Source organism: Saccharopolyspora gloriosae, assembly GCF_022828475.1.
Lineage (GTDB): Bacteria > Actinomycetota > Actinomycetes > Mycobacteriales > Pseudonocardiaceae > Saccharopolyspora_C > Saccharopolyspora_C gloriosae_A.
In genome coordinates this window covers 207,418-227,196 of record NZ_CP059557.1, presented here as the reverse complement: position 1 = coordinate 227,196, position 19,779 = coordinate 207,418, and the positions used below count along the sequence as shown (strand labels likewise).

The window sequence follows — 19,779 nt, the reverse complement described above, 5'->3', positions numbered from 1 at the left end:
CCGAGTCAGGTCGCCGCTTGCGGGGTGAGGCGCGGGGTTTCGGTGGTGGTCGGCTGCAGGACGCCGTCGCGGATGTCTTCGGCGTAGTGGCAGGCGACGCGGTGGCCGTCGGTGAGCGTGCGGAATTCGGGGCGTTCCGCGTCGCAGCGTCCGGGACGGCTCCACGGGCAGCGGGTGTGGAACCGGCAGCCCGGCGGCGGCGCGGCGGGCGAAGGGAGATCGCCGGAGAGCAGGATCTGCTCGCGGCCGTCCTCCACCTCCGGATCCGGCACGGGCACCGCCGACAGCAGCGCGCGGGTGTACGGATGCAGCGGTTCGACGTAGAGCGCGTCGGAGGTCGCCTCTTCGACGAGTCCGCCGAGGTACATCACGCCGACCCGGTCGGCGATGTGGCGCACCACGGCGAGGTCGTGCGCGATTACGAGGTACGTCAGCCCGAACTCGCCCTGGAGGTCTTCGAGCAGGTTGACGACCTGCGCCTGCACCGACACGTCGAGCGCGGAGACCGGCTCGTCGGCGACGATCAGGTCCGGCCCCACCGCCAGCGCCCGTGCGATGCCGATGCGCTGGCGCTGCCCGCCGGAGAACTCGTGCGGGTACTTGCGCAGCGCCGACACCGGCAGGCCGACCGCGGTGAGCAGTTCCCGCAGTCGAGCGGCGGTGGACTCGCGGCCCTGATCCAGACCGTGCGCCCGCATCCCTTCCACCAGCAGCGACTCCACCGACTGCCGAGGGTCCAACGAGGACAGCGGGTCTTGGAAGACCATCTGCATCCGGCGGCGCATCCGGCGCAGCGGCTCGCCCTTCATGCCGGACAGGTCGGTGCCGTCGAACACGACGCGGCCCGCGGTGGGCTTCTCCAGTCGCAGCAGCGCTCTGCCCAATGTGGACTTTCCGCAGCCGGATTCACCGACGAGGCCGTAGGTTTCACCGCGCCGGATGCTCAGCGACACCCCGTCGACGGCGTAGACGTGGCCGACGGTGCGGTCCAGCACCACGCCGCGCTTGATCGGGAAGTGCACGGCGAGGTCGGTGACCTCGACCAGCACTTCGGCGGAGTCCTCGATCGGCTCCGGTGACTCTCCGGCGGCATCGTGCGGGCCGGTGAATTCGTTCGTCATGACAGCTCCGCGGTGCTCACGGTGTTCTCCCGGACCGGGTTGTGGCAGCGCAGCAACCGCGCCCCCACGTCGATGCTCACGTCCGGCGATTCCTGTTCGCATTTCTCCAGCGCGTTCGGGCAGCGCGGGCAGAACGCGCAACCGGTGTCCCACGGGATGTTGTCGTTCACCGACCCGCGGATCGGCGAAAGCCGTTGCCCGCGCGGCGAATCCAGCCGGGGCACCGAGGCCAGCAGCCCGGAGGTGTAGGGGTGGCGCGGCCGGGCGAACAGCTCGTGGCGGGTGGCTCGTTCCACGACGCGGCCCGCGTAGAGCACGTTGACCTCGTCGCACAATCCGGCCACCACGCCCAGATCGTGCGTGATCATGATCAGTGCCGTGTCGGTGTCGGCGACGAGTGTCGCCAGCAGGTTCAGGATCTGCGCCTGGATCGTCACGTCCAGCGCCGTCGTCGGCTCGTCGGCGATGAGCAGCCGCGGCCGGCACGCCAGGGCCATCGCGATCAGCGCGCGCTGCCGCATCCCGCCGGAGAGCTGGTGCGGGTACTCCTTGAGCCGCCGCGTCGGATCCGGAATTCCCACTCGGCGCAGCAGATCCGAGGACTCCGGCATCGCCTGCTTGCGGCTCAGGCCGCGGTGGCGCTCGATCACCTCGGAGACCTGCAACCCGATGGGCACCACCGGGTTCAGCGAGCTCAGCGGGTCCTGGAACACCATGCTCAGATCCCGCCCGCGCCGCTGATCGAGCTCCTTCTTGCCGAGCGTCAGCAGTTCCGTGCCGTCGAAGCGCACCGAGCCGCTCACTTCCGCGCCGCGCTGCGGCAGCAGGCCCATGATCGCCAGTGAGGTCACCGACTTGCCGCACCCGGACTCCCCGACCAGGCCGACGGTGCGGCCGGGTTCGACGTCGAAGGAGATGCCGTCGACGGCCGTCATCGGCGGCTCACCTCGGCGCGCGAACACCACCGACAGGTCGCGGACTTCCAGCAATGCCATATCCGAGGTCCTCACACGGGAAGGTCGGCGATCAACGTCGCCGCTTCGGGTCCAGGGCGTCCCGCAACGACTCGCCGACCAGGGTGAATCCGAGCGCGACGAGGATGATGCAGCCCGCGGGCCAGAACGCCAGCTGCGGATGCGAGTCGATGACGTCCTGCGCACCGCCCAGCATCTGGCCCCACTCCGGGACCGAGTCGTCGGCGGCGCCGAGCCCGAGGAACGACAGCGCGGCCGCGTCGATGATCGCCACCGCCAGCACCAGCGTGGCCTGCACGACGACCGGGCCGAGCGCGTTGGGCAGCATGTGCCGGAACACGATGGCGCTCTCCCGCACGCCCAGCGCCCGCGCGGCCAGCACGTGATCGCTGGCGCGCTGCGCGAGCATCGTGCCGCGCAGCAACCTGCCGAAGATCGGCACCTGCACGATCGCCACGGCCAGGATCACCGTGAACTGGCTCTGCTGCTCGAACAACGCCCCGATGGACACGGCCAGCAGCAGCGACGGCACCGACAACAGCACGTCCACGGCTCGCATCACCAGCGAATCCACCCAGCCGCCGAACGCCCCGGCCAGCACCCCGAGCACCATGCCGCCGCCGAGCCCGATCACCGTGGCCAGCAGTGCCACCAGCAGCGTCTGCTGCGAGCCGAGCAGCAACCGGGAGAACAGGTCCCGGCCGTACTGGTCGCCGCCGAGCGGATGTCCGGGCTGTGCGGGCGGAATCGTGTTCTCCGCGCGGGACACCTGGTTCTCCAGCAGGTGCAGCCCCGGATCGTGTGGAGCGAGCAGCGGCGCCGACAGCGCCAGCAGCACGAACAGGCCGATGATGGTGGCGCCGACGAGGAACACGGGGCTGCGCCGCACCCGCCGCCACGCGGAGGCGATCAGGCTCACCCCGACGTCCGGTGCCGAGTCGGCGAGCTCGTCGATGCGCGTCTTGCGCGTGGTGGGGGTCGTCATGGTCACCTCGCCCGCAATCTGGGGTCGATCAGCGCGTACGAGAGGTCGACGAGCAGGTTGACCAGCACGTACACCATCGCTGCCGCGAGGATCACCACTTGCAGCACCGGGAAGTCCTTGCGTTCGAAGCCGACGGCGACGGCCTGCCCGATGCCCGCGATGTTGAACACCCGCTCGGTCAGCACCGCGCCCGCCAGCAACGCGCCGGTCTGCAGGCCGATCGTGGTGACCACCGGGAGCATCGCGTTGTGCAGCACGTGCCTGCCGCGGATGACCATGGCGCTGAGGCCTTTCGCGCGGGCGGTGCGCACGTAGTCCTCGTCGAGCACGTCGAGCACCGCCGCCCTGGTGATCCGGAAGATCACCGCGAACGGGATGGTCGACAGCGCGATCGCGGGCAGCACGAGGTGCACGAACGCGTTCCACGACGCGTCCCACTCGCGGGTCAGCAGCCCGTCGAGGATGTAGAAGCCGGTGATGTGGGTGGCCTGGATCGCGGTGTCCTGCCTGCCCGATGCGGGCAGCACGCCGAGCTGCACGGCGAACACGAACTTCAGCAGGAACGCCAGGAAGAACACCGGCACCGCGACCCCGACCAGCGACCACGTGATGCTGATGTTGTCCCACCAGCCGCCGCGCCTGCGTGCCGCGAGGTACCCGAGCGGGATGCCGATGGCCACGGCCAGCAGCAGCGCCAGCAAGGAGAGCTCGATGGTGGCGGGGAACCGGGTCAGGAAGACCTCCAACGCGGGCGATCCCCGCTCCACGCCGGTGGAGGTGCCGAAGTCGCCGGTGAGCGCGCGCAGCAGGAACTTCCCGTATTGCACCCAGATCGGCTGGTCGAGGCCGAGCTGCGATTCCAGCTGGGCGCGGGCTTCCGGGGTGGCGCGGTCACCGAGCAGCGCCGAAACCGGCCCGCCGGGCAGCATGCGCAACCAGCCGAACAGCAACATGGACAGGACGAAGACGACGAGCACCAGCTGGGCCAGTCGCCGGATCGTGTAGCGGAGCAAGCGTCCCCCGTTGAGCGGTCTTGGAGTTCGGGGCCGGACGGGAGTCGTGCGGCGCGTCCGGCCCCGCCTGGTCAGCCGGTGACGCTGACCCCGGCGAACTCCTCAGCGGTCAGCGGCGACGGCACCAGGCCCTGCACCCGCTCGCTGACCACGATCGCCGGCGGCGAATGCGACAGCGGCACGGCGGGCAGGTACTCGCTGAGCAGCTTGCGGTTGATCTCCTGGTAGAGCGCGTTGCGGCGAGGCTCGTCCGGTTCGGCGTCGGCGGCCCTGAGTTCCGTCGCGAGCTGCTCGCCCCACGGGGAGGCCCCGGTGTAGAAGCGGTTTTCCGGGGTGCCGAAGAAGGTGCCGATGAAGTTGTCCGGCGTGTTGTAGTCACCGGTCCAGCCCAGCAGGAACACGTCGGCGCGGGCGTTGTCCACGTCGTCGATGTAGCCGCCGTTCCACGGTTTGCTCACCGCGTTCACCGTGATCCCCGCTTCGCGGAGGTCTTCGGCGAGCGCGTTGAAGATGCCCTGCGGGTCCGGCATGTACGGCCGGGTGACCTCGGCGGGCCAGTAGAAGTTCAGCGTCAGGTCCGAGGCCCCGGCCTCGGCGAGCAGCTGCTTGGCACGGGCCGGATCGTGCGGGTATTCCCGCACGTCCTGGGCGTAGCCGTCGACGGTCTCGGGGTAGAACTCCTTGGCGACCTCGGCGCCTTCCGGCAGGTTCGCCTTGACCAGGTTCTCCCGATCCACCGCGTGCGCCAGCGCCTGGCGGACCCGCAGGTCCCGCAGCGCCGGGTTGTTCTTCTGCGTGATGCCCAGGTACATGATGTTGAACGGGTCGCGGACCTCGACCTGGTTGCCCGCGTCGCGCAGCGCCTTCAGGTCGGCGGCGTTGGGAAAGTCGTAGGCGTCGATGCCGCCGGATTCGAGTTCCTGTTTGCGCGTCGTCTCATCCGGGATGATCCGGAACGTGAGGTCGTTCAGCTTCGCCTTCTCGCCCCAGTACTCGTCGTTGCGCTCCAACCGGATCGCGGCGTTGCCCTGGTCGTAGGACACGAACTCGAACGGCCCGGTGCCCGTCGGGTGCGACTTCGCGTATTCGGGATAGGCGAAGCTGTCGCCCTCCGCGCGCACGTCGTTGGCCTGGTACTGCTCCATCGCGGCCGGGGACTGCATGCTGAACGACGGAAGCCCCAGCAGGTCGGGGAACTTCGAGGTCGCCCGCGTCAGGTGCACCGTGGCGGTGGCGGCGTCCGGGGATTCGCACGACGCGTACAGCGAGGGCTTCGCGCCGTCGGCGAAGCCGCCGAAGTTCTCGATCCAGTAGTACGACAGGGCGTTGTTCTGGCCCGCCCCGGTCTGGTTGTACCAGCGCTCGAAGTTCTTGCAGACGGCCTCGCCGTTGAAGTCGGTGCCGTCGTGGAACTTCACGCCCTCGCGCAGGTGGAACGTCCAGGTCTTGCCGTCGGGACTGGGTTCCCAGCTTTCGGCGAGTTCCGGCTCGACGTCCGCGGTGCCTTCCTTGAACCCGACGAGGCCCTCCATGATCTGGCGGGTCACCCGGAACGTCTCACCGTCGGATGCGTAGAAGGGGTCGAACAGGTCCGGGGCGCCGGCGGCTCCGAAGGTGAGGCTGCCGCCCTCACCGCCGCCTTCGCCGCGCTGCGATTCGGCGCATCCGGCGGCTGAAACCGCTAATGCGCAGGTGATTCCCGCGATCGCGACCCGGCGCCGGACGCTGGTTGAGCGGAGCGGCCTCGACGGAGCTCTCATCTAAGCACCTCGGTGTGTCTCAAGTCTCAAATTGATGAGAACAGTAGTCCGCTTCGCCCTTCCATTGGAGTAGTTCAGGTTACGATCTCGCTACTCGGGCACGCTTTGTGCACTTCTTTTTCCCGCAGCTTCCGGGAAATACTGGGAATCCGGCGATCGCTTTCGCCAGGCGGGCTGTTGCGGACCGGGCACGTCCGCCGACCTCGTGCGATCCGTGCGCGTCCGGGGCGCGGATTCAGGCGGAATGAATTAACCCGGACGGCGCAATGAATACGAGCCCGTTCAACGGGACCACGAGCGCGGCGAGATTCCGGAAACCAGCACCGGCAGAAGATCGAATTCTGCGAGCGCGGGGATCAGTCGAGCGGTCCGTGCGGCGACACGCGGATGTCGGCGCGGACTCGGGTGCGGTCGGCGGCGAACCAGGCTCGCTCGAAGCGCTGCCAGCGGGACAGCTCCGCGCGGGAGGCTTCGCCGTCGCGTGCGACGGCGCGCTCCAGCCGCAGCGCCTCCGCAGCCTCCACCCAGACCACAGTGGACAGATAGGGCGCGACTTCAGCGCGGGCGGCGGAAACCCCTTCCAGCACCAGGATCTCCGGTACCGCCACCTCGACTCGGGCTCCGAGAACCGGCCGCCCGCCCGGCCACTCCGTGCGCAGGTAGCTCCCGGGGCGGCCCAGCCGCAACGGTTCGAGCACGCCGTCCCGCAACCGCGGCCACCACTCGACGGGCTCGTCCCAGGTGGCGAAGTCATCGGTGCGAATGAGCCGCACCGGGGCGAGGCCTGCGCTGCCCCACGATTTCGGGGCGGGTCGCTCTGAGGCGGGTCGTTCCGGAGCGGGCCGTTCCCGAGTGAGCCGTTCCCGAGCGGGCCGTTCCCGAGCGAGCTGTTCCGGAGCGGGCTGTTCCGGAGCGGGCTGTTCCGGAGCGGGTCGTCCCCGAGCGAGCCGTTCCCGAGCCGGTCGTTCCGAATCAAGGTGTTCCGGAACGGAGTGTTCCGGAACGGACGATCCCTGGGCAGGCGGTTCTGGAACGGGCGATCCCGGCGCTGGTGGCTCTGGGACAGGCTCGGACAAGCAAGAGACCAGCAGATCGGCGAACGTCGACTTGCCGGAGCCCGACGGCCCGTCCACCGCCACCATCCGCACCCCGCCGAGCCGCGCCGAAGCCGCGCGGACGTGCGCGGCCGCCTCGGCGGCGGCCGCCCGGAACTCGCTCATCCCCGTTCCACCGCTCATCGCACCGCGTGGGCGGGACATGCACCCCGTCCACCAGCGCTCACATCGAGCGACGCCCGGACAGCGCGCGACCCAGCGTCAGCTCGTCGGCGAACTCCAGGTCACCGCCCATCGGCAGGCCCGAGGCCAGTCGCGTCACGTTCAAACCGGGGAAGTCCCGCAGCATCCGCACCAGGTACGTCGCCGTGGCCTCTCCCTCGGTGTTCGGGTCCGTCGCGATGATCACCTCGGTGATCTCGTCGGTGCCGATGCGCGTCAGCAGCTGCCGCACCCGGAGCTGGTCCGGCCCGATGCCCGACAACGGATCCAGCGCACCGCCGAGCACGTGGTAGCGGCCCTTGAACTCGCGGGTGCGTTCCACCGCGAGCACGTCCTTGGGCTCCTCCACCACGCACACCAGCGCGGCATCTCGGCGAGCGTCCTGGCAGATGCGGCACTTCTCCTGCTCGGAGACGTTGCCGCAGATCTCGCAGAACATCACGCCTTCCTTGACCTTCTGCAGCACTTCCTGCAGCCGGGTCACGTCCGCCGGTTCCGCCGCCAGCAGGTGGAAGGCGAGGCGCTGGGCGCTCTTCGGACCGATGCCGGGCAGCCTGCCCAGCTCGTCGATCAAGTCCTGGACCGGACCTTCGTACACGGTGAACTCTCCGTCACATGCCGGGCAGGCCGAGGCCGCCCAGTCCCTGACCGCCGAGGGCGCCGGTCACCGGACCCATCTTCTCGGCTTGCAGCTCCTGCGCCGCGCGGTTCGCGTCGCGCACCGCGGCCACCACCAGGTCCGAGAGGGTCTCGGTGTCCTCGGGGTCGGCGGCCTTCGGGTCGATGTTGATCGACGTGAGCTCGCCCGTGCCGCTGACCACCGCCGTCACCAGTCCGCCGCCCGCGGTGCCGGTGGCCTCCGCGTTGGCGAGTTCCTGCTGCGCGGTCATCAGCTGCTGCTGCATCTGCTGCGCCTGTTCCATGATCTGCTGCATGTTCGGCTGGCCACCCGGTTGCACCGTGGTCCTCCCAGAGCTGTTCTTGGTCACCGCTGGAGTTCGCCGCGTGGCGATCGAGCCCGGCGTTCCGGTCACGTGACCGGTCCGAACCCAGCGTGGGCACGTGCCCGAACCGGGCACACCACCAGCGTAGTCGTGCCCCGCCACCCCCCGGCGCAACCACCCGGCATGTCCCCCGCCCCCTTCCCACCCGCCACCCGGGCTCCAACCGGAGTGAACGGACCGTTCGTCCAACCCGATTGGGCAAACGGTCCGTTCACTCGCAGCCCGCTGCGCTCGTCGGTTCCGCGGTGCGCCGGGCTCCACCATCAGGACGCTCGGGCACCGCTGACCACCGCAACGATCCAGGTGTTGATCATCACCTACCGGTCGATCACCGGGCGGGGTGTGCGTGACAAGGTGAGCGCATGGCGGTGGACATGGTGCGGTTGCTGGAACTGGCGGGCTGGCGGGCGTTCGACGTGGACGAGGCGGGACGCGTGCTCGCCGGATCCGACGAATCGGGCTCTACCCAGCTCGTGGAGTTGTCCCCGAACGGCCGCGCCACGGCGCTCACCGCCTTGTCCGGCGCCGTCACCGGCCGCTACCTGCCCGGTGAGCGAGCGGCGATCATCCAGCACGACACCGGCGGCAACGAACGCGGCCAGCTGTCGATGATGCGCCTGGACCGCCGCTGGTCCCGGCCCGCCGAGCTCGGCGACCTGCAACCGCTGGTGCGCGACTCGCGATACGTGCACCGGCTGCTCGACGTGCTGCCCGGCAGGCTCGTGTACTCCACGAACCGGCGCAACGGGGTCGACTTCGACGTGGTCATCCGCAGCGCCTTCACCGGCGAGGAAATCGTCGTCTACAACGGCGGCGGCATGGTGCAAGAGGTCGTCGCCTCCCCCGACAGCCACTACCTGGCGCTGACGCTGCCCGGCGACCGGCCGATGTCGGACCGGATCATGCTGGTCGACACGATGCCGGCCACCTACGACGAACGGCTCCGGCCGCTCACCGGCCCCGGCGAGCACACCCGCAGCACGCACATCCGCTGGCTGCCCGACGATTCCGGGCTTGTCGTGAGCACCAACGCGGACCGGGACCACGTCGGCGTGGCCCGCATCGATCCGCGCACGGGGGAACGCACCTGGCTGGTGACCTCCGAGGAGCACGACCTGCTGGGCTGGCTGTCCCCGGACGGCCGCACGCTGCTGGTGCAGGCCAACGAGGACGGCGCCGGTCGGCTCGCGCTGCACGACGCGCGCACCGGGGAGTTGCGGCGTTCGGTGCCGCTGCCCGGCGACGGCTGGTGTTCGTTCCCGCTGCCTTCCCCGGTGTGGTCACCGGATTCGCGAATCATCGCCCTCTCGTACAGTTCGCCGGAGGTACCGGGCGACGTGCTGGTGATCGACGTGGAGCGGGAGACGCCGATCGCGATGACGAACTCGGCGGCCGCGCTCGCCGGTGAACGCCTCGCGTCGCCGACGGTGCACCGAGTGGCCGCCTCCGACGGCGCCGAGGTGCCCTGTTTCGTGTACGAACCCGCGGAGCCCACCGGTTCGTCCGTGCTGATGATCCACGGCGGCCCGGAGGGCCAGTCGGTGCGCACGTTCAACCCCGTCGTGCAAGCACTGGCCGCGCAGGGGCACACGGTGCTGGTGCCGAACGTGCGCGGCTCCACCGGCTACGGAAAGCGCTGGTACAGCGCCGATGACGGGCGCAAGCGGCTGGATTCGGTCGAGGATTTGGCGGCGTTGCACGAGTGGCTTCCGCAGCTGGGGCTCGACCCGGCGCGGTCGGCGTTGTGGGGCGGTTCCTACGGCGGGTACATGGTGCTGGCCGGGTTGGCGTTCCAGCCGCAGCGTTGGGCCGCCGGGGTCGACATCGTGGGCATCTCCTCGCTGGTGACGTTCCTGGAGAACACCTCGCCGTACCGGCGGGCGCATCGGGAGCGGGAGTACGGCTCGCTGGCCGAGGACGCCGAGTTCCTGCGGGAGGCATCGCCGCTGACGCACGTGGACGAGATTTCCGCGCCGCTGTTCGTGATCCACGGTGCGAACGATCCGCGGGTGCCGCTGTCGGAGGCGGAGCAGCTCGCGGAGGCGGTGCGCCGCAACGGCGTCGAGTGCGAACTGCTCGTGTTCGACGACGAGGGCCATGGCCTGGCGAAACGCTCCAACCGCCTCGACGCCTACCCGCGCGCCTTGGCTTTCCTCGCCCGCCACCTCACCTGACCCGACCCCGTCGCCTGCCCCGAGCTCCTCACCGGAGCCGGGTCTCTCACCTGAGCAGAGCTCGTCGGGTGAATGCCTCCGTCGCCCGCTAAGACCGGTCAAAGGGACCGTTCACTCGACGGACCGCACCTGGTGAACGGCTCCTTTGACCGGTGCGACCGGGCGAAGGCCACATCCACCTGACGAGGCGCGCAGCCGACGGAGGCGGTGCGGGGGTGAGCGGGAGCCGTCAGTCTTCGATCTTGCGGGCGCCGAGTTCGGCGGCGAAGAGCTCGACGGCCTCTTCCTCCCGGTCGCGGCGCGGGGCCGCTTCGGCCGCTGAGGCCGGGGAGGAGCCGGCGATCATGGATTCCTCGTCCTCATCGTCCTGCGGCGGCGCGGGCGGCGGCGCGTCTTCCGGCGGAGGCTCGTCCTCCGGCGGCGGCTCGGGCGGCGGCGGGATGTCGTCTGAGGACGAACGCGCCCGGCCACCGTTCCCGTTGGATGGACGCGCGGGAGCGGATTTGCGCTGGTCACCACCGTTACCGGGGTCCGAGCCGGGTTGCTGAGCCTGCGCTTGGCGGGCGGCGCTCGGACGGCTGTAGGTCGGCGGGGCTGCGGGCGGCGGCGGTTCTTTCGGAGCCGAGTTCTGCGCGGAGGCCGCGGGGCGTTGCGGCGCCGGCGCGGAACCGGCTTCGACGCACCGCACCTCGTAGTCCGCTCCCGATCCGCCGAGCACGTCGCTCATCGCCTCGCGCACGAAGTCGATGCGGCGCTGCTGCGCGAACTGCTTCACCAGCCCGGAAGTGGGCATCGTCAGCACCAGCGTGCCGTCGACGTAGTCGTGCACCGTGGCGTTGAGCAGCAGCGCCTGCGTGGGCCGGTTGCGCTGCGCGACGGCACGCAGCAGGTCCGCCCACACCCGGCGCACGTCAGCGGCGCCGAAGCCCGTGGAATGCGCGGCGCCCGGAGAGGCGACGGCGGGTTCGGACGGTTCGGACTGCGGCGGCGCGGCGGGGGAAGCCGGTTGCTCACGCCCCGCGGCGGCAGGCGCGCTCGGGGCTTGTTGACCTGCGCCGTCCCCGCCTGCATCGGCCTCGGTCGGCTGTTGACCACTGGCTGCGGGCGCCTGCGACCGACGGTCCGGTTGCTCGTTCTCCGGGGCGCGCTGCTCGCCCGCGGGCCGCTGCTCGGCGGCAGCCTGTTGCTCGTTCGAGGGCCGCTGCCCGCCTGTGGGTTGTTGCTCGCTCGAGGGCCGCTGCCCGCCTGTGACCTGCTGCTCGTTCGAGGGTTGCTGCGCAGCCGCAGCCTGCTGCCCGTTCGCGGGCCGCTGCTCGGCGGTCCCGCTCGCGGCCTGCGGCCGCCCGGTCGCCGCCTGCCGGTCGCCTGTCCCATCGGAGCCACCGGCCGCCTGCCGGTCGCTGGGCCGCTGGAACACGCGACGTCCGCCCGGAGCCGACTCCGCCGTGGGTTCCCCGCCGCCCGCAGGAGCAGCCCCAGCCGCCGCGCCCTCAGCGGGAGCTCCCGAACCGGCCGGTGGCGCCAGCGTCATCCGCCGCTCGACCTGCTCGATCCGTTGCAGCAGGGCGCTTTCCGACTCGGACACGGTCGGCAGCATCATCCGCGCGCACAGCAGTTCCAGCAGCAGCCGGGGCGCGGTGGCGCCGCGCATGTCCTGCAGCCCGGTGTGCACGATCTCCGCGTACCGCGACAGCGTGGCCGCGCCGAGCTGCTCGGTCTGGCTCTGCATCTTGGTGAGCTCGTCGCCCGCGGTGTCGATGAGTCCGCGAGTGCCCGCCTCGGGCACGGCGTGCAGCAGCACGAGGTCGCGCAGCCGGTCGAGCAGGTCGGAGGCGAAACGGCGCGGATCGTGCCCGGCTTCGACGAGCCTGTCCACGGTGCCGTACACCGATCCGCCGTCTCCGGCGGCGAGCGCGTCGACCATGTCGTCGATCAGCGCCACGTCGGTGACGCCGAGCAGCGCCACGGCCCGCTCGTAGGTGACGCCTTCCGCACCCGCTCCGGCGAGCAGCTGGTCGAGCACGCTGAGCGTGTCCCGCGCCGAGCCGCCGCCAGCGCGGATCACCAGCGGGTACACGGCCGGTTCGACCTGCACGCCTTCGTCGCCGCAGATGCGTTCGAGCAGTTCCCGCATGACGCCGGGCGGCATCAGCCGGAACGGGTAGTGGTGCGTCCGGGACCGGATGGTGGTGAGCACCTTGTCCGGTTCGGTGGTGGCGAACACGAAGATGAGGTGGTCAGGGGGCTCTTCGACGATCTTCAGCAGGGCGTTGAAGCCCTGCGTGGTGACCATGTGGGCCTCGTCGATGATGAAAATCCGGTACCGCGATTGGGCGGGCGCGAAGAAGGCCCGGTCGCGCAGTTCGCGGGTGTCGTCGACGCCACCGTGGCTGGCGGCGTCGAGTTCGACGACGTCAACGCTGCCGGAGCCTTCCGGGGCGAGCGCCACGCACGAGTCGCACTCACCGCACGGGTCGGGCGTGGGGCCTTGGACGCAGTTCAACGACCGGGCGAGGATGCGCGCGCTGGAGGTCTTGCCGCAGCCGCGCGGCCCGGAGAACAGGTACGCGTGGTTGATGCGCTGCGCCGACAGTGCGGTGCGCAGCGGTTCGGTGACGTGCTCTTGGCCGACGACCTCAGCGAAGGTCGCCGGACGGTACTTGCGGTAAAGGGCGAGCGCCACGGTCGAAACCCTACGCGGTGGCACCGACAGCCCGGATCGGGATGCCGAGTGCGGCGGCCGGGGAAAGTAAGCGGGACCCCGTGCACCCGCCAGAGCCCGCTTACCCTTGCTGCCTTCCGGCCCTGGGGGAGTTCACAGGATGGACGCCGCACGGAGTCCCGCCAAGAGTCTAACGCGTCCGCTCCGGCGCCGGGAACACTCCCCCATCCGAGTCGTTGTCACGTCCCGCCACCTGGGTCGGTGATCGCCTGTTTCGCCTGTTTCGGGCATGATCTGCTGCATGTCTCTGCGGATCTCTTTTGCCGGTCGCCGGGTCCTCGTGCTCGGCAGCGCCGTCGCGGCCCTAGCTCTGACCGCGTGCACGCCTCCTGGTGAACCGTCCTCCGAGCCGCCCGGCCCGGGCACGCCTCCGCCGCCTGCGGAGCAGACGCAGACCGGTGGCGGCGACGCGAAGGCCGGTTCGTTCGAAGGCACGCTCGCGCAGCCCGGCGGCCAGGGCGGGGCGTTCACCTACAACCCGGCGCTCGCGCCTGCGGGAGCGAAAGCCACCGCCACCGTCGAGGGCTCCGAGCAGTCGACGACGGTGAACTTCAAGGTCACCGGCTTGCAGCCGAACCGCGGTTACGCGGTGCACGCGCACGTCAACGCCTGCGGCCCGACGGGCGACGCGGCGGGACCGCACTTCCAGAACAAGCAGGACCCGGCCGCTTCGCCGGAGAGCCCGTCCACGGACCCGGCGTACGCCAACCCGCAGAACGAGATCTGGCTCGACCTGCAGACCGACGCCCAGGGCGCGGGCAACTCCTCGGCGAGCGTGCCGTTCGGCATCACCGGCGAGCGCGCGCCGAAGTCGATCGTGATCCACGAGGAGTCCAACACGAACACCGCCGCCGGCCAGGCCGGCAAGGCGGGCGGCCGCGCGGCCTGCTTGAACATCGAGTCCTGAGCCCCGAAGCCGGTCGGCGCGGGGGCACTCGCACCGACCGGCCCGGACGGCCCGGCGCTGTCGGGGTAAGTCACGCCGGACCGGGCTTTCCCAGCCGCCCTTCGTGGGCGGCTTTTCGCATTTCAGCGGCCTTGGTTTTGAGCCAGCGGCGCGCTTCGAGCCGCAGGTCCCGGTCGTCGGCCCGGTCGCGGCCGATCCGCACGGTGTCGAGCAGCGTTTCGTCGCCGTGCGTGCCGCGCACGTCACCGCGATGCACGGTGATCACTCCGGAGCCCCGGCCCCAGCGGAACGTGTAGCCCTCGTCCGGAGGCGCCGGTTCGTAGCGCCAGGTCATCGGCAGCAACGGTTTCGGTTTCACGCGCCGAGGCCGAAGATCCAGCCGACCTCGCGGCAGCCGACCTCATCCCCGGGCTGCTGCAAATCGAGGACTACTCGAAAGCGCTCGGCGACACGGCCCTGCCGCGTGCGAACGGTGAGACCACTGACCTTCGAGCGCAGGTGCGGGCTCGTCGGCAAGAACGCTTGCGAGGCGAGGCGGCGCTTCACGCGGAGGCGGTCATCTGGGAACCCGCGCTCCACCAAGGAGTCGGCGGCGCCTCCATCATGCAGCGGCAGATCCGCCACCTGATCGAACTTTCCGCCCAGGACAACGTTGCGATCCAAGTCGTCCAGGCGGGAATCGGAACGTATCCGGGCATGGGTTCCTCGTTCACCATGCTGTCGTTCGCCGAGAGGCACTTCGGTGACGTCGTCTACCTCGACAGCCTCACCAGAAGCATCTGCTTGGAGGAACCGGACGAGGTCAACGCCTATAACATGACCTTCGAGGCATTGCAGAAAGTCGCACTCGATCAGGAAGCGTCAGTCACCCTCATGGGCGCTATCGCGGACGACTTAAGCGACTGACCAAGGAGCACCCTCATGATCCACCCGCCCACGGCCACCTGGCGGAAGTCCAGCCACAGCAGCGGAAACGACAACTGCGTCGAGGTCGCCGTGATCCCGGGCTCGTTTACCGACTGGCGGAAGTCCAGTTACAGCAACGGCAGTGGCGGCATCTGCGTCGAAGTCGCGTTCGACGGAACACTTGCAGGCATCCGGGATTCCAAGCTCGGCGAAGACAGCCCGATCCTGGCCTTCGGCAACGAGGCCTTCGCCGCGTTCCTCGACGGGATCAAGGGCGGGCGGTTCGGGCGGTGACCGGCTTCTGCGCCGGGTATCCGATGAGTTCCGCGGCCGCTCGGGGTCTACCCGGTGGAACGCGAGTCAGAGCTCCCAGGAGGTCCGCCATGCCCATGATCTTCGTGAACCTGCCGGTCAAGGACGCCCAGAAGTCGAGGGCCTTCTTCGCCGCGCTCGGCTTCGGCTTCAACGACGACTTCTGCGACGAGAACACGGTCTGCGTGCGCATCGACGAGAACATCTTCGTGATGCTGCTGGAGCACGACCGCTTCGCCGAGTTCATCAACGGCGACATCAGCGACGCCACGACCACCACCGAAGTGATCAACTGTCTCAGCGTCGACACCCGAGACGAGGTCGACGGCATCATCGCCAAAGCCATCGAAGCAGGTGGCGAACCGTGGAAACCGTCGACGGAAATGGGGCCGATGTACGGCGGCAGCTTCCAGGACATCGACGGCCACGTCTGGGAACTGATGCACTTCGCCGGTTGATCGCTCGGCTAAGCCGCGAGCTGAACCGCCTGCTCACCGGGCCGTCAACGCTCGGGTGAGCGGCGGAACCAGCCGGGCTCGTCGGGGGCGGCGCCTAGGCTCGGCTCCAACGCCGATGGAAAGCCGAGGACGCCGTGCCGCTCGAACTGGACCCCGAACTGAAACCCGCGATGGAGGCGTACTTCGCGAACCGCCCCGCGCCCGAAGCTCGCGGTGACGCGCTGGCGATCCGGCGGCAGATCGAATCCGCCATGGCCGGGCTCGCCGACCTGCCACCGGTGCCGGGCGTGTCCAGGGCCGACTTCAAGGTGCAGAGCGCCGACGGCACCGAGATCGGGCTGCGGTGGCTCACCAACGACGGGGAGCAGCCCGGCTCAGCCGTGGTGTGGTTGCACGGCGGCGGAATGGTCTTCGGCGACGTCGACCTGTGCATGCCGCAAGCAGCCCGGTTCGCCGCGGCCTGCGGGATTCCGGTGCTCGCCGTGGACTACCGGGCCGCACCCGAACACCCGCACCCGGCGCCCGTCGAGGACGCCTACGCGGGCGTCGCCTGGCTGCACGAACACGCCGCCGAACTCGGCGTCGACCCCGCCCGCATCGCGATCATGGGCGAGAGCGCCGGCGGCGGACTGGCCGCGGGCGCCACCCTGCTCGCGCGGGAACGCGGACTGCCCGTCGCCCGGCAGATCCTCATCTACGCCATGCTCGACGACCGCAACACCGAACCGGACCCGGCGCTGGAAGCGCTCGCGACCTGGTCCCACGACCGGAACTTCACCGGCTGGCAGGCTCTGCTCGGTGACCGCGTGGGCACCTCGGACGTTCCCGCCACCGCCGCGCCCGCGCGGGCCGAGGACCTCAGCGGACTGCCCCCGGCGTTCGTGGACGTCGGCGACCTCGACATCTTCCGGGACGAGAACATCGAGTACGCCCGCAGGCTCGCCGCCGCGGGCACCCCGGTGGAACTGCACGTGCGACCGGGCTGCCCGCACGCGTTCGAGGGCGCCGTGCCCGACGCCGACGTGTCGCGGCGCTCCCAGCAGGACCGGATCAGGGTGCTGCGTTCGCTCTGATCCGGACGACGCCGATCTTCGACGCCGCAGGTCAACGCGCGGGGTACCCCTGCACGGACTGATCATCGGCCTCACGTACACTTCCGCGTGGAGGATTGGCCGAGCGGCCTAAGGCGCACGATTGGAAATCGTGTTGGGTTAATAGCCCTCACGGGTTCGAATCCCGTATCCTCCGCAGGTCAGAGGGCCGGGCACCGATCAGGTGCCCGGCCCTCTTTCGTGCGGGTCTCAGTTGCGCCCCCGCTACGCGAACGGGCCTTTCCGCGTTCGCGGCGGGTTCGGTCCGCGGTGCGCGGTGCCCACCGAGCACCGTCACGGCCCCGGCTCAGGCCGCCCGAAGATCCCCACCGCGACGCCCCTAGGCCGAGTCGCCCAGCTCCTGCACTTCACCTTTCGACACGTCCCGCTTCGGCTGCCCCATAACTCCCCCTTCGTCACCCAGCGACCACAGCGTACTCACTTTGAGTGACACCCAGTAGGGGCCACTGGAAGTTCCGGGAACCGCGACCCAGCCTGAAGATCGGATTCGCAAGGACGGGACGACCCCGCGTGGCAACGAGCCCCGGTGTGCACAGCACACCGGGGCTCGATTCGCGACGTCGGTTCAGGCCGCTTCGATGGTCACCGCACCTACCACGGTCGGCGCCGGGATCACGTCACCGTCTTCGCGAATTCCTTCCAGGTGGAACTCGACGGCCTCACGCATGAGCAGGACGCACTCCTCATAAGTGGCTGCGGCCGCGGCGACTCCGGGGAGGTCGGGAACCCACGCACTGAAACCGCCCTGGTCGTCCCGCTCGACGAGCACGAGATATTCGCTCACTACGGCCTCCGATCGAGTCCAGCCTGCCTCAGGATGCTCGCCTCGGTGCGCGGGTGAACGTATCGCTGGGCTTTCCAGCTACCGTCACCTTCCCCGACTTGGCCGGGTGCTGGTACTGACGGTGACTGCCACGCGTTCGCTTCAGCACCCAGCCGTCCGCCTCGATCCATTTGAGTAACTCCCCAAGTTTGAACGGCAATGGCGATCCTCTCGCGCGCGGTGAGATACCCGCATCACGGCGAAACTCTGATCACCCTCGTATCGGCACGCAGATCTCGTGCCCTTGAGTGGCGCCACCTGATCGAAGGGTGATTTCGGTGCAGCGCAACGACAATCGGGCGGTCGCTCACCGGACCCGGATGAGTTGGGGGTCGTGGTCGCTGGCCTGGTCGGCGAATTCGGCGTTGATGTGGACGACGTCGTAGTCGGCCTCGCCGACGCCGGGGCTGGTGAGGATGTGGTCGAGGGCTTGGGCGTTGCCCTCGTAGACGTAGCTGTAGCGCTCGGTCGGCGGCAGCGCGGCCGACGGCAGCGACAGCAGCGCCCCCTCCGCCAGCCGGGCCACCGCCGGGGAGAAGTCGAAGTCGTTGAGGTCGCCGGTGACCAGGACCTTCGCCTGCGGGTCGATCGCCGTCAGGTCGGCGACGAGCCCGCGCACCAGCTCGGCCTGCGCGGTCCGCTGCTGCTCCGAACTCCGCGCCGGCGGCTGGGAACGGCCGTGCAGCGGCTCATCGCCGCCCTTCGAGTTGAAGTGGTTCGCCACCACGAACACCGGCTCGCCGCGGAAGGAGAACTCGCCGACCAGGGGTTTGCGGCTCGCCCGCCACGCCTCGTCGCCCGGCTCGATCCGGCCGGGCGAGACGCTCAGACCCGCGTGCTCACCGGATTCGACGGCCTCCACCGGAGTTCCCGCATCCCCACCAGGTCGATCCACAAAGGACACCCGGGCCGGGTTGAACAGGAACGCCACCCGGATGTTGCCGCCCGGCTCACCGCCGTCGGCGCCGTCGACCGGGTCGATCTGCCGCCACTCGTAGCGCGGCCCGCCCGCCGCCTCGATCGCGTCGGCGAACCGGCCGAGCGTCCGAGCCGCGGCGACCACACCGTCATCGGCGGCACCGGTGTTGTCCTGCACTTCCTCCAGCGAGATCACGTCCGGCGCGGCCAGGTTCGTGGTCACGCCGTGGGCGAGGCGGTCGAACTCGCCCTGCTCGTCGGCCGCGGAGAGGTTCTCGACGTTGTAGGTCGCCACCGCCAGCTCGTCCTCGGCCTGCGGCCGGGTCACCTCCGGGCGCACCCCGACGGGCCGGTGCTCGCCCAGCGTCGTCGCCGCCAGCAGGTAGCCGCCGAAGCGGCTGTAGTCCAGCGGGCCTTCGGTGCGCCCGGCCAGCTGATCGCCGACGTTCGCCGCCGGGACCGGTGCGCCCACTGGTTCCACCTTCAACCGGCCCGAGTTCTGCTGGTCGTAGCCGGTGTAGGTGGTGGTGCCGCGGTCGCCGGCGTTCTGCCGCGGTTTCGACGTGACGGTGAGCGCGCCGTAGGAATCCGTCGGCCCCACCACGCGGGCGTCCTCGACGGCGATGTTCATGTGCTCGCGGGACTCGTAGAAGTCCAGCGCGAACCGGGCCGGGTCCAACGGCAGCGCGTCCAGCTCACCGTCCGGCGCGTACACCTCCGGAACCGAGGCCGGGGTGATCGGCTCCGCCGCCGGGACCGGTGCGGTGCCCGTGACCTGCCAGGTGGCGCCGGAGAGCTCGGTGACCGACTGGTTCGGCGTGGTGTCCGGCTGTTCGCCCTCACCGACCGCGTAGTACTCGGCGACGGTGCCGGACACCGTCACCGCATCGCCCACCGCGACCCGCGGCGCCTCGTCCGGGGTGTAGACGAACAGGCCTTCGCTGGTGCGCGGATCACCATCCGGATTCGGGTCCTGGAACCAGAAACCCGGTGACGTACCGGTGGTGCGGATCCCCGTCACCACGCCCGGAACACCGGTGACGGCCCGTCCCAGCAGCGGAGAAACCCGCCCCGCGCCTTGGACGTCGTGAATCCGCACCTCGGCCGCCACCGCCGAACCCGGCGCCACCACCAGCACACCGGCCGCGGCCAACATCCCGGCCAGCGCCCTAGACGATCCGTGCACGCCCGTACCCCCAGCAGTCGACGATCACACTGATCGCCGACGCTACCGCCCGCGCATGACGCATGCGCCCGTTTCCGATGACCACCCGGAGAACCCGCAGCGACCCCGCCCCCGGGATGCCACTACA

Annotated in this window: 19 protein-coding genes, 1 tRNA gene and 1 other RNA gene; 7 read left to right on the top strand and 14 right to left on the bottom strand. The window is 70.0% G+C overall.

From position 1 onward, the window contains the following. Nucleotides 1-5: 5 nt before the first annotated feature. The 8 genes from H2Q94_RS01025 to H2Q94_RS00990 form a co-directional block, all read right to left on the bottom strand. On the bottom strand, nt 6-1,121 hold the full coding sequence (locus tag H2Q94_RS01025) for an ABC transporter ATP-binding protein (protein WP_243791007.1): 1,116 nt from the start codon (nt 1,119-1,121) through the stop codon (nt 6-8). After that, on the bottom strand, nt 1,118-2,116 hold the full coding sequence (locus H2Q94_RS01020) for an ABC transporter ATP-binding protein (protein WP_243791005.1): 999 nt from the start codon (nt 2,114-2,116) through the stop codon (nt 1,118-1,120). Before H2Q94_RS01020 ends, H2Q94_RS01025 begins: the two co-directional genes overlap by 4 nt. A gap of 31 nt (nt 2,117-2,147) precedes the next feature. Next, on the bottom strand, nt 2,148-3,080 hold the full coding sequence (locus H2Q94_RS01015; protein WP_243791003.1) for an ABC transporter permease: 933 nt from the start codon (nt 3,078-3,080) through the stop codon (nt 2,148-2,150). Nucleotides 3,081-3,082: 2 nt separating this feature from the next. Next, nucleotides 3,083-4,093, bottom strand: coding sequence for an ABC transporter permease (locus tag H2Q94_RS01010; RefSeq protein ID WP_243791000.1), 1,011 nt, complete (start codon nt 4,091-4,093; stop codon nt 3,083-3,085). A 71-nt stretch (nt 4,094-4,164) separates the two neighbouring features. Beyond that, nucleotides 4,165-5,853 carry an ABC transporter substrate-binding protein gene (locus H2Q94_RS01005; protein WP_243790998.1) on the bottom strand — a complete coding sequence of 563 codons (1,689 nt, stop codon included), beginning with the start codon at nt 5,851-5,853 and terminating at the stop codon, nt 4,165-4,167. A 356-nt stretch (nt 5,854-6,209) separates the two neighbouring features. Continuing rightward, nucleotides 6,210-7,073: a uridine kinase family protein gene (locus H2Q94_RS30605; protein ID WP_309501107.1), complete on the bottom strand. Its 864-nt coding sequence runs from the start codon at nt 7,071-7,073 to the stop codon at nt 6,210-6,212. Between the two features lie 58 nt (nt 7,074-7,131). Next, nucleotides 7,132-7,728 (bottom strand): recombination mediator RecR, encoded by a 597-nt coding sequence (recR, locus tag H2Q94_RS00995; protein ID WP_243790995.1) that lies wholly within the window; start codon nt 7,726-7,728, stop codon nt 7,132-7,134. A 13-nt stretch (nt 7,729-7,741) separates the two neighbouring features. Beyond that, nucleotides 7,742-8,089 (bottom strand): YbaB/EbfC family nucleoid-associated protein, encoded by a 348-nt coding sequence (locus tag H2Q94_RS00990; RefSeq protein WP_243790993.1) that lies wholly within the window; start codon nt 8,087-8,089, stop codon nt 7,742-7,744. 407 nt (nt 8,090-8,496) lie between these two features. Between H2Q94_RS00990 and H2Q94_RS00985 the strand changes: the two genes are divergently transcribed. Next, entirely contained in the window at nt 8,497-10,308 is a 1,812-nt protein-coding gene (locus H2Q94_RS00985; protein ID WP_243790990.1) for a S9 family peptidase, read from the top strand. Between the two features lie 229 nt (nt 10,309-10,537). Here the strand turns inward: H2Q94_RS00985 and H2Q94_RS00980 are convergent, their stop codons facing one another. Together H2Q94_RS00980 and ffs are read right to left on the bottom strand one after the other, a co-directional pair. After that, entirely contained in the window at nt 10,538-12,991 is a 2,454-nt protein-coding gene (locus tag H2Q94_RS00980) for a DNA polymerase III subunit gamma and tau (RefSeq protein ID WP_243790988.1), read from the bottom strand. A gap of 66 nt (nt 12,992-13,057) precedes the next feature. After that, nucleotides 13,058-13,154: signal recognition particle sRNA small type (ffs, locus tag H2Q94_RS00975), an RNA gene on the bottom strand. Between the two features lie 117 nt (nt 13,155-13,271). On the opposite strand from ffs, the gene H2Q94_RS00970 reads away from it, so the two are divergent. Further along, on the top strand, nt 13,272-13,937 hold the full coding sequence (locus H2Q94_RS00970) for a superoxide dismutase family protein (protein ID WP_243790986.1): 666 nt from the start codon (nt 13,272-13,274) through the stop codon (nt 13,935-13,937). 70 nt (nt 13,938-14,007) lie between these two features. On the opposite strand, the gene H2Q94_RS00965 is transcribed toward H2Q94_RS00970, so the two are convergent. After that, entirely contained in the window at nt 14,008-14,271 is a 264-nt protein-coding gene (locus H2Q94_RS00965; protein ID WP_243790983.1) for a hypothetical protein, read from the bottom strand. Between the two features lie 68 nt (nt 14,272-14,339). Between H2Q94_RS00965 and H2Q94_RS00960 the strand changes: the two genes are divergently transcribed. The 5 genes from H2Q94_RS00960 to H2Q94_RS00940 all read left to right on the top strand — a co-directional run bounded on the left by H2Q94_RS00960 (nt 14,340) and on the right by H2Q94_RS00940 (nt 16,861). Continuing rightward, the gene (locus H2Q94_RS00960; RefSeq protein ID WP_309501186.1) at nt 14,340-14,843 is read left to right on the top strand and encodes a DUF5753 domain-containing protein; all 504 of its coding nucleotides are present in this window, start codon (nt 14,340-14,342) and stop codon (nt 14,841-14,843) included. A 15-nt stretch (nt 14,844-14,858) separates the two neighbouring features. After that, nucleotides 14,859-15,137 (top strand): DUF397 domain-containing protein, encoded by a 279-nt coding sequence (locus tag H2Q94_RS00955; RefSeq protein WP_243790981.1) that lies wholly within the window; start codon nt 14,859-14,861, stop codon nt 15,135-15,137. 89 nt (nt 15,138-15,226) lie between these two features. Further along, entirely contained in the window at nt 15,227-15,613 is a 387-nt protein-coding gene (locus H2Q94_RS00950) for a VOC family protein (RefSeq protein WP_243790979.1), read from the top strand. 134 nt (nt 15,614-15,747) lie between these two features. Then, nucleotides 15,748-16,686, top strand: a complete 939-nt coding sequence (locus H2Q94_RS00945) for an alpha/beta hydrolase (protein ID WP_243790977.1) — start codon at nt 15,748-15,750, stop codon at nt 16,684-16,686. Nucleotides 16,687-16,775: 89 nt separating this feature from the next. Further along, nucleotides 16,776-16,861, top strand: a tRNA-Ser gene (locus tag H2Q94_RS00940). A 429-nt stretch (nt 16,862-17,290) separates the two neighbouring features. On the opposite strand, the gene H2Q94_RS00935 is transcribed toward H2Q94_RS00940, so the two are convergent. The 3 genes from H2Q94_RS00935 to H2Q94_RS00925 all read right to left on the bottom strand — a co-directional run bounded on the left by H2Q94_RS00935 (nt 17,291) and on the right by H2Q94_RS00925 (nt 19,652). Further along, nucleotides 17,291-17,509, bottom strand: coding sequence for a type II toxin-antitoxin system HicB family antitoxin (locus H2Q94_RS00935; RefSeq protein WP_243790975.1), 219 nt, complete (start codon nt 17,507-17,509; stop codon nt 17,291-17,293). Between the two features lie 28 nt (nt 17,510-17,537). After that, entirely contained in the window at nt 17,538-17,708 is a 171-nt protein-coding gene (locus H2Q94_RS00930; protein WP_397545407.1) for a type II toxin-antitoxin system HicA family toxin, read from the bottom strand. Nucleotides 17,709-17,855: 147 nt separating this feature from the next. Next, nucleotides 17,856-19,652, bottom strand: a complete 1,797-nt coding sequence (locus H2Q94_RS00925; protein WP_309501106.1) for an endonuclease/exonuclease/phosphatase family protein — start codon at nt 19,650-19,652, stop codon at nt 17,856-17,858. Between the last annotated feature and the right edge of the window lie 127 nt (nt 19,653-19,779).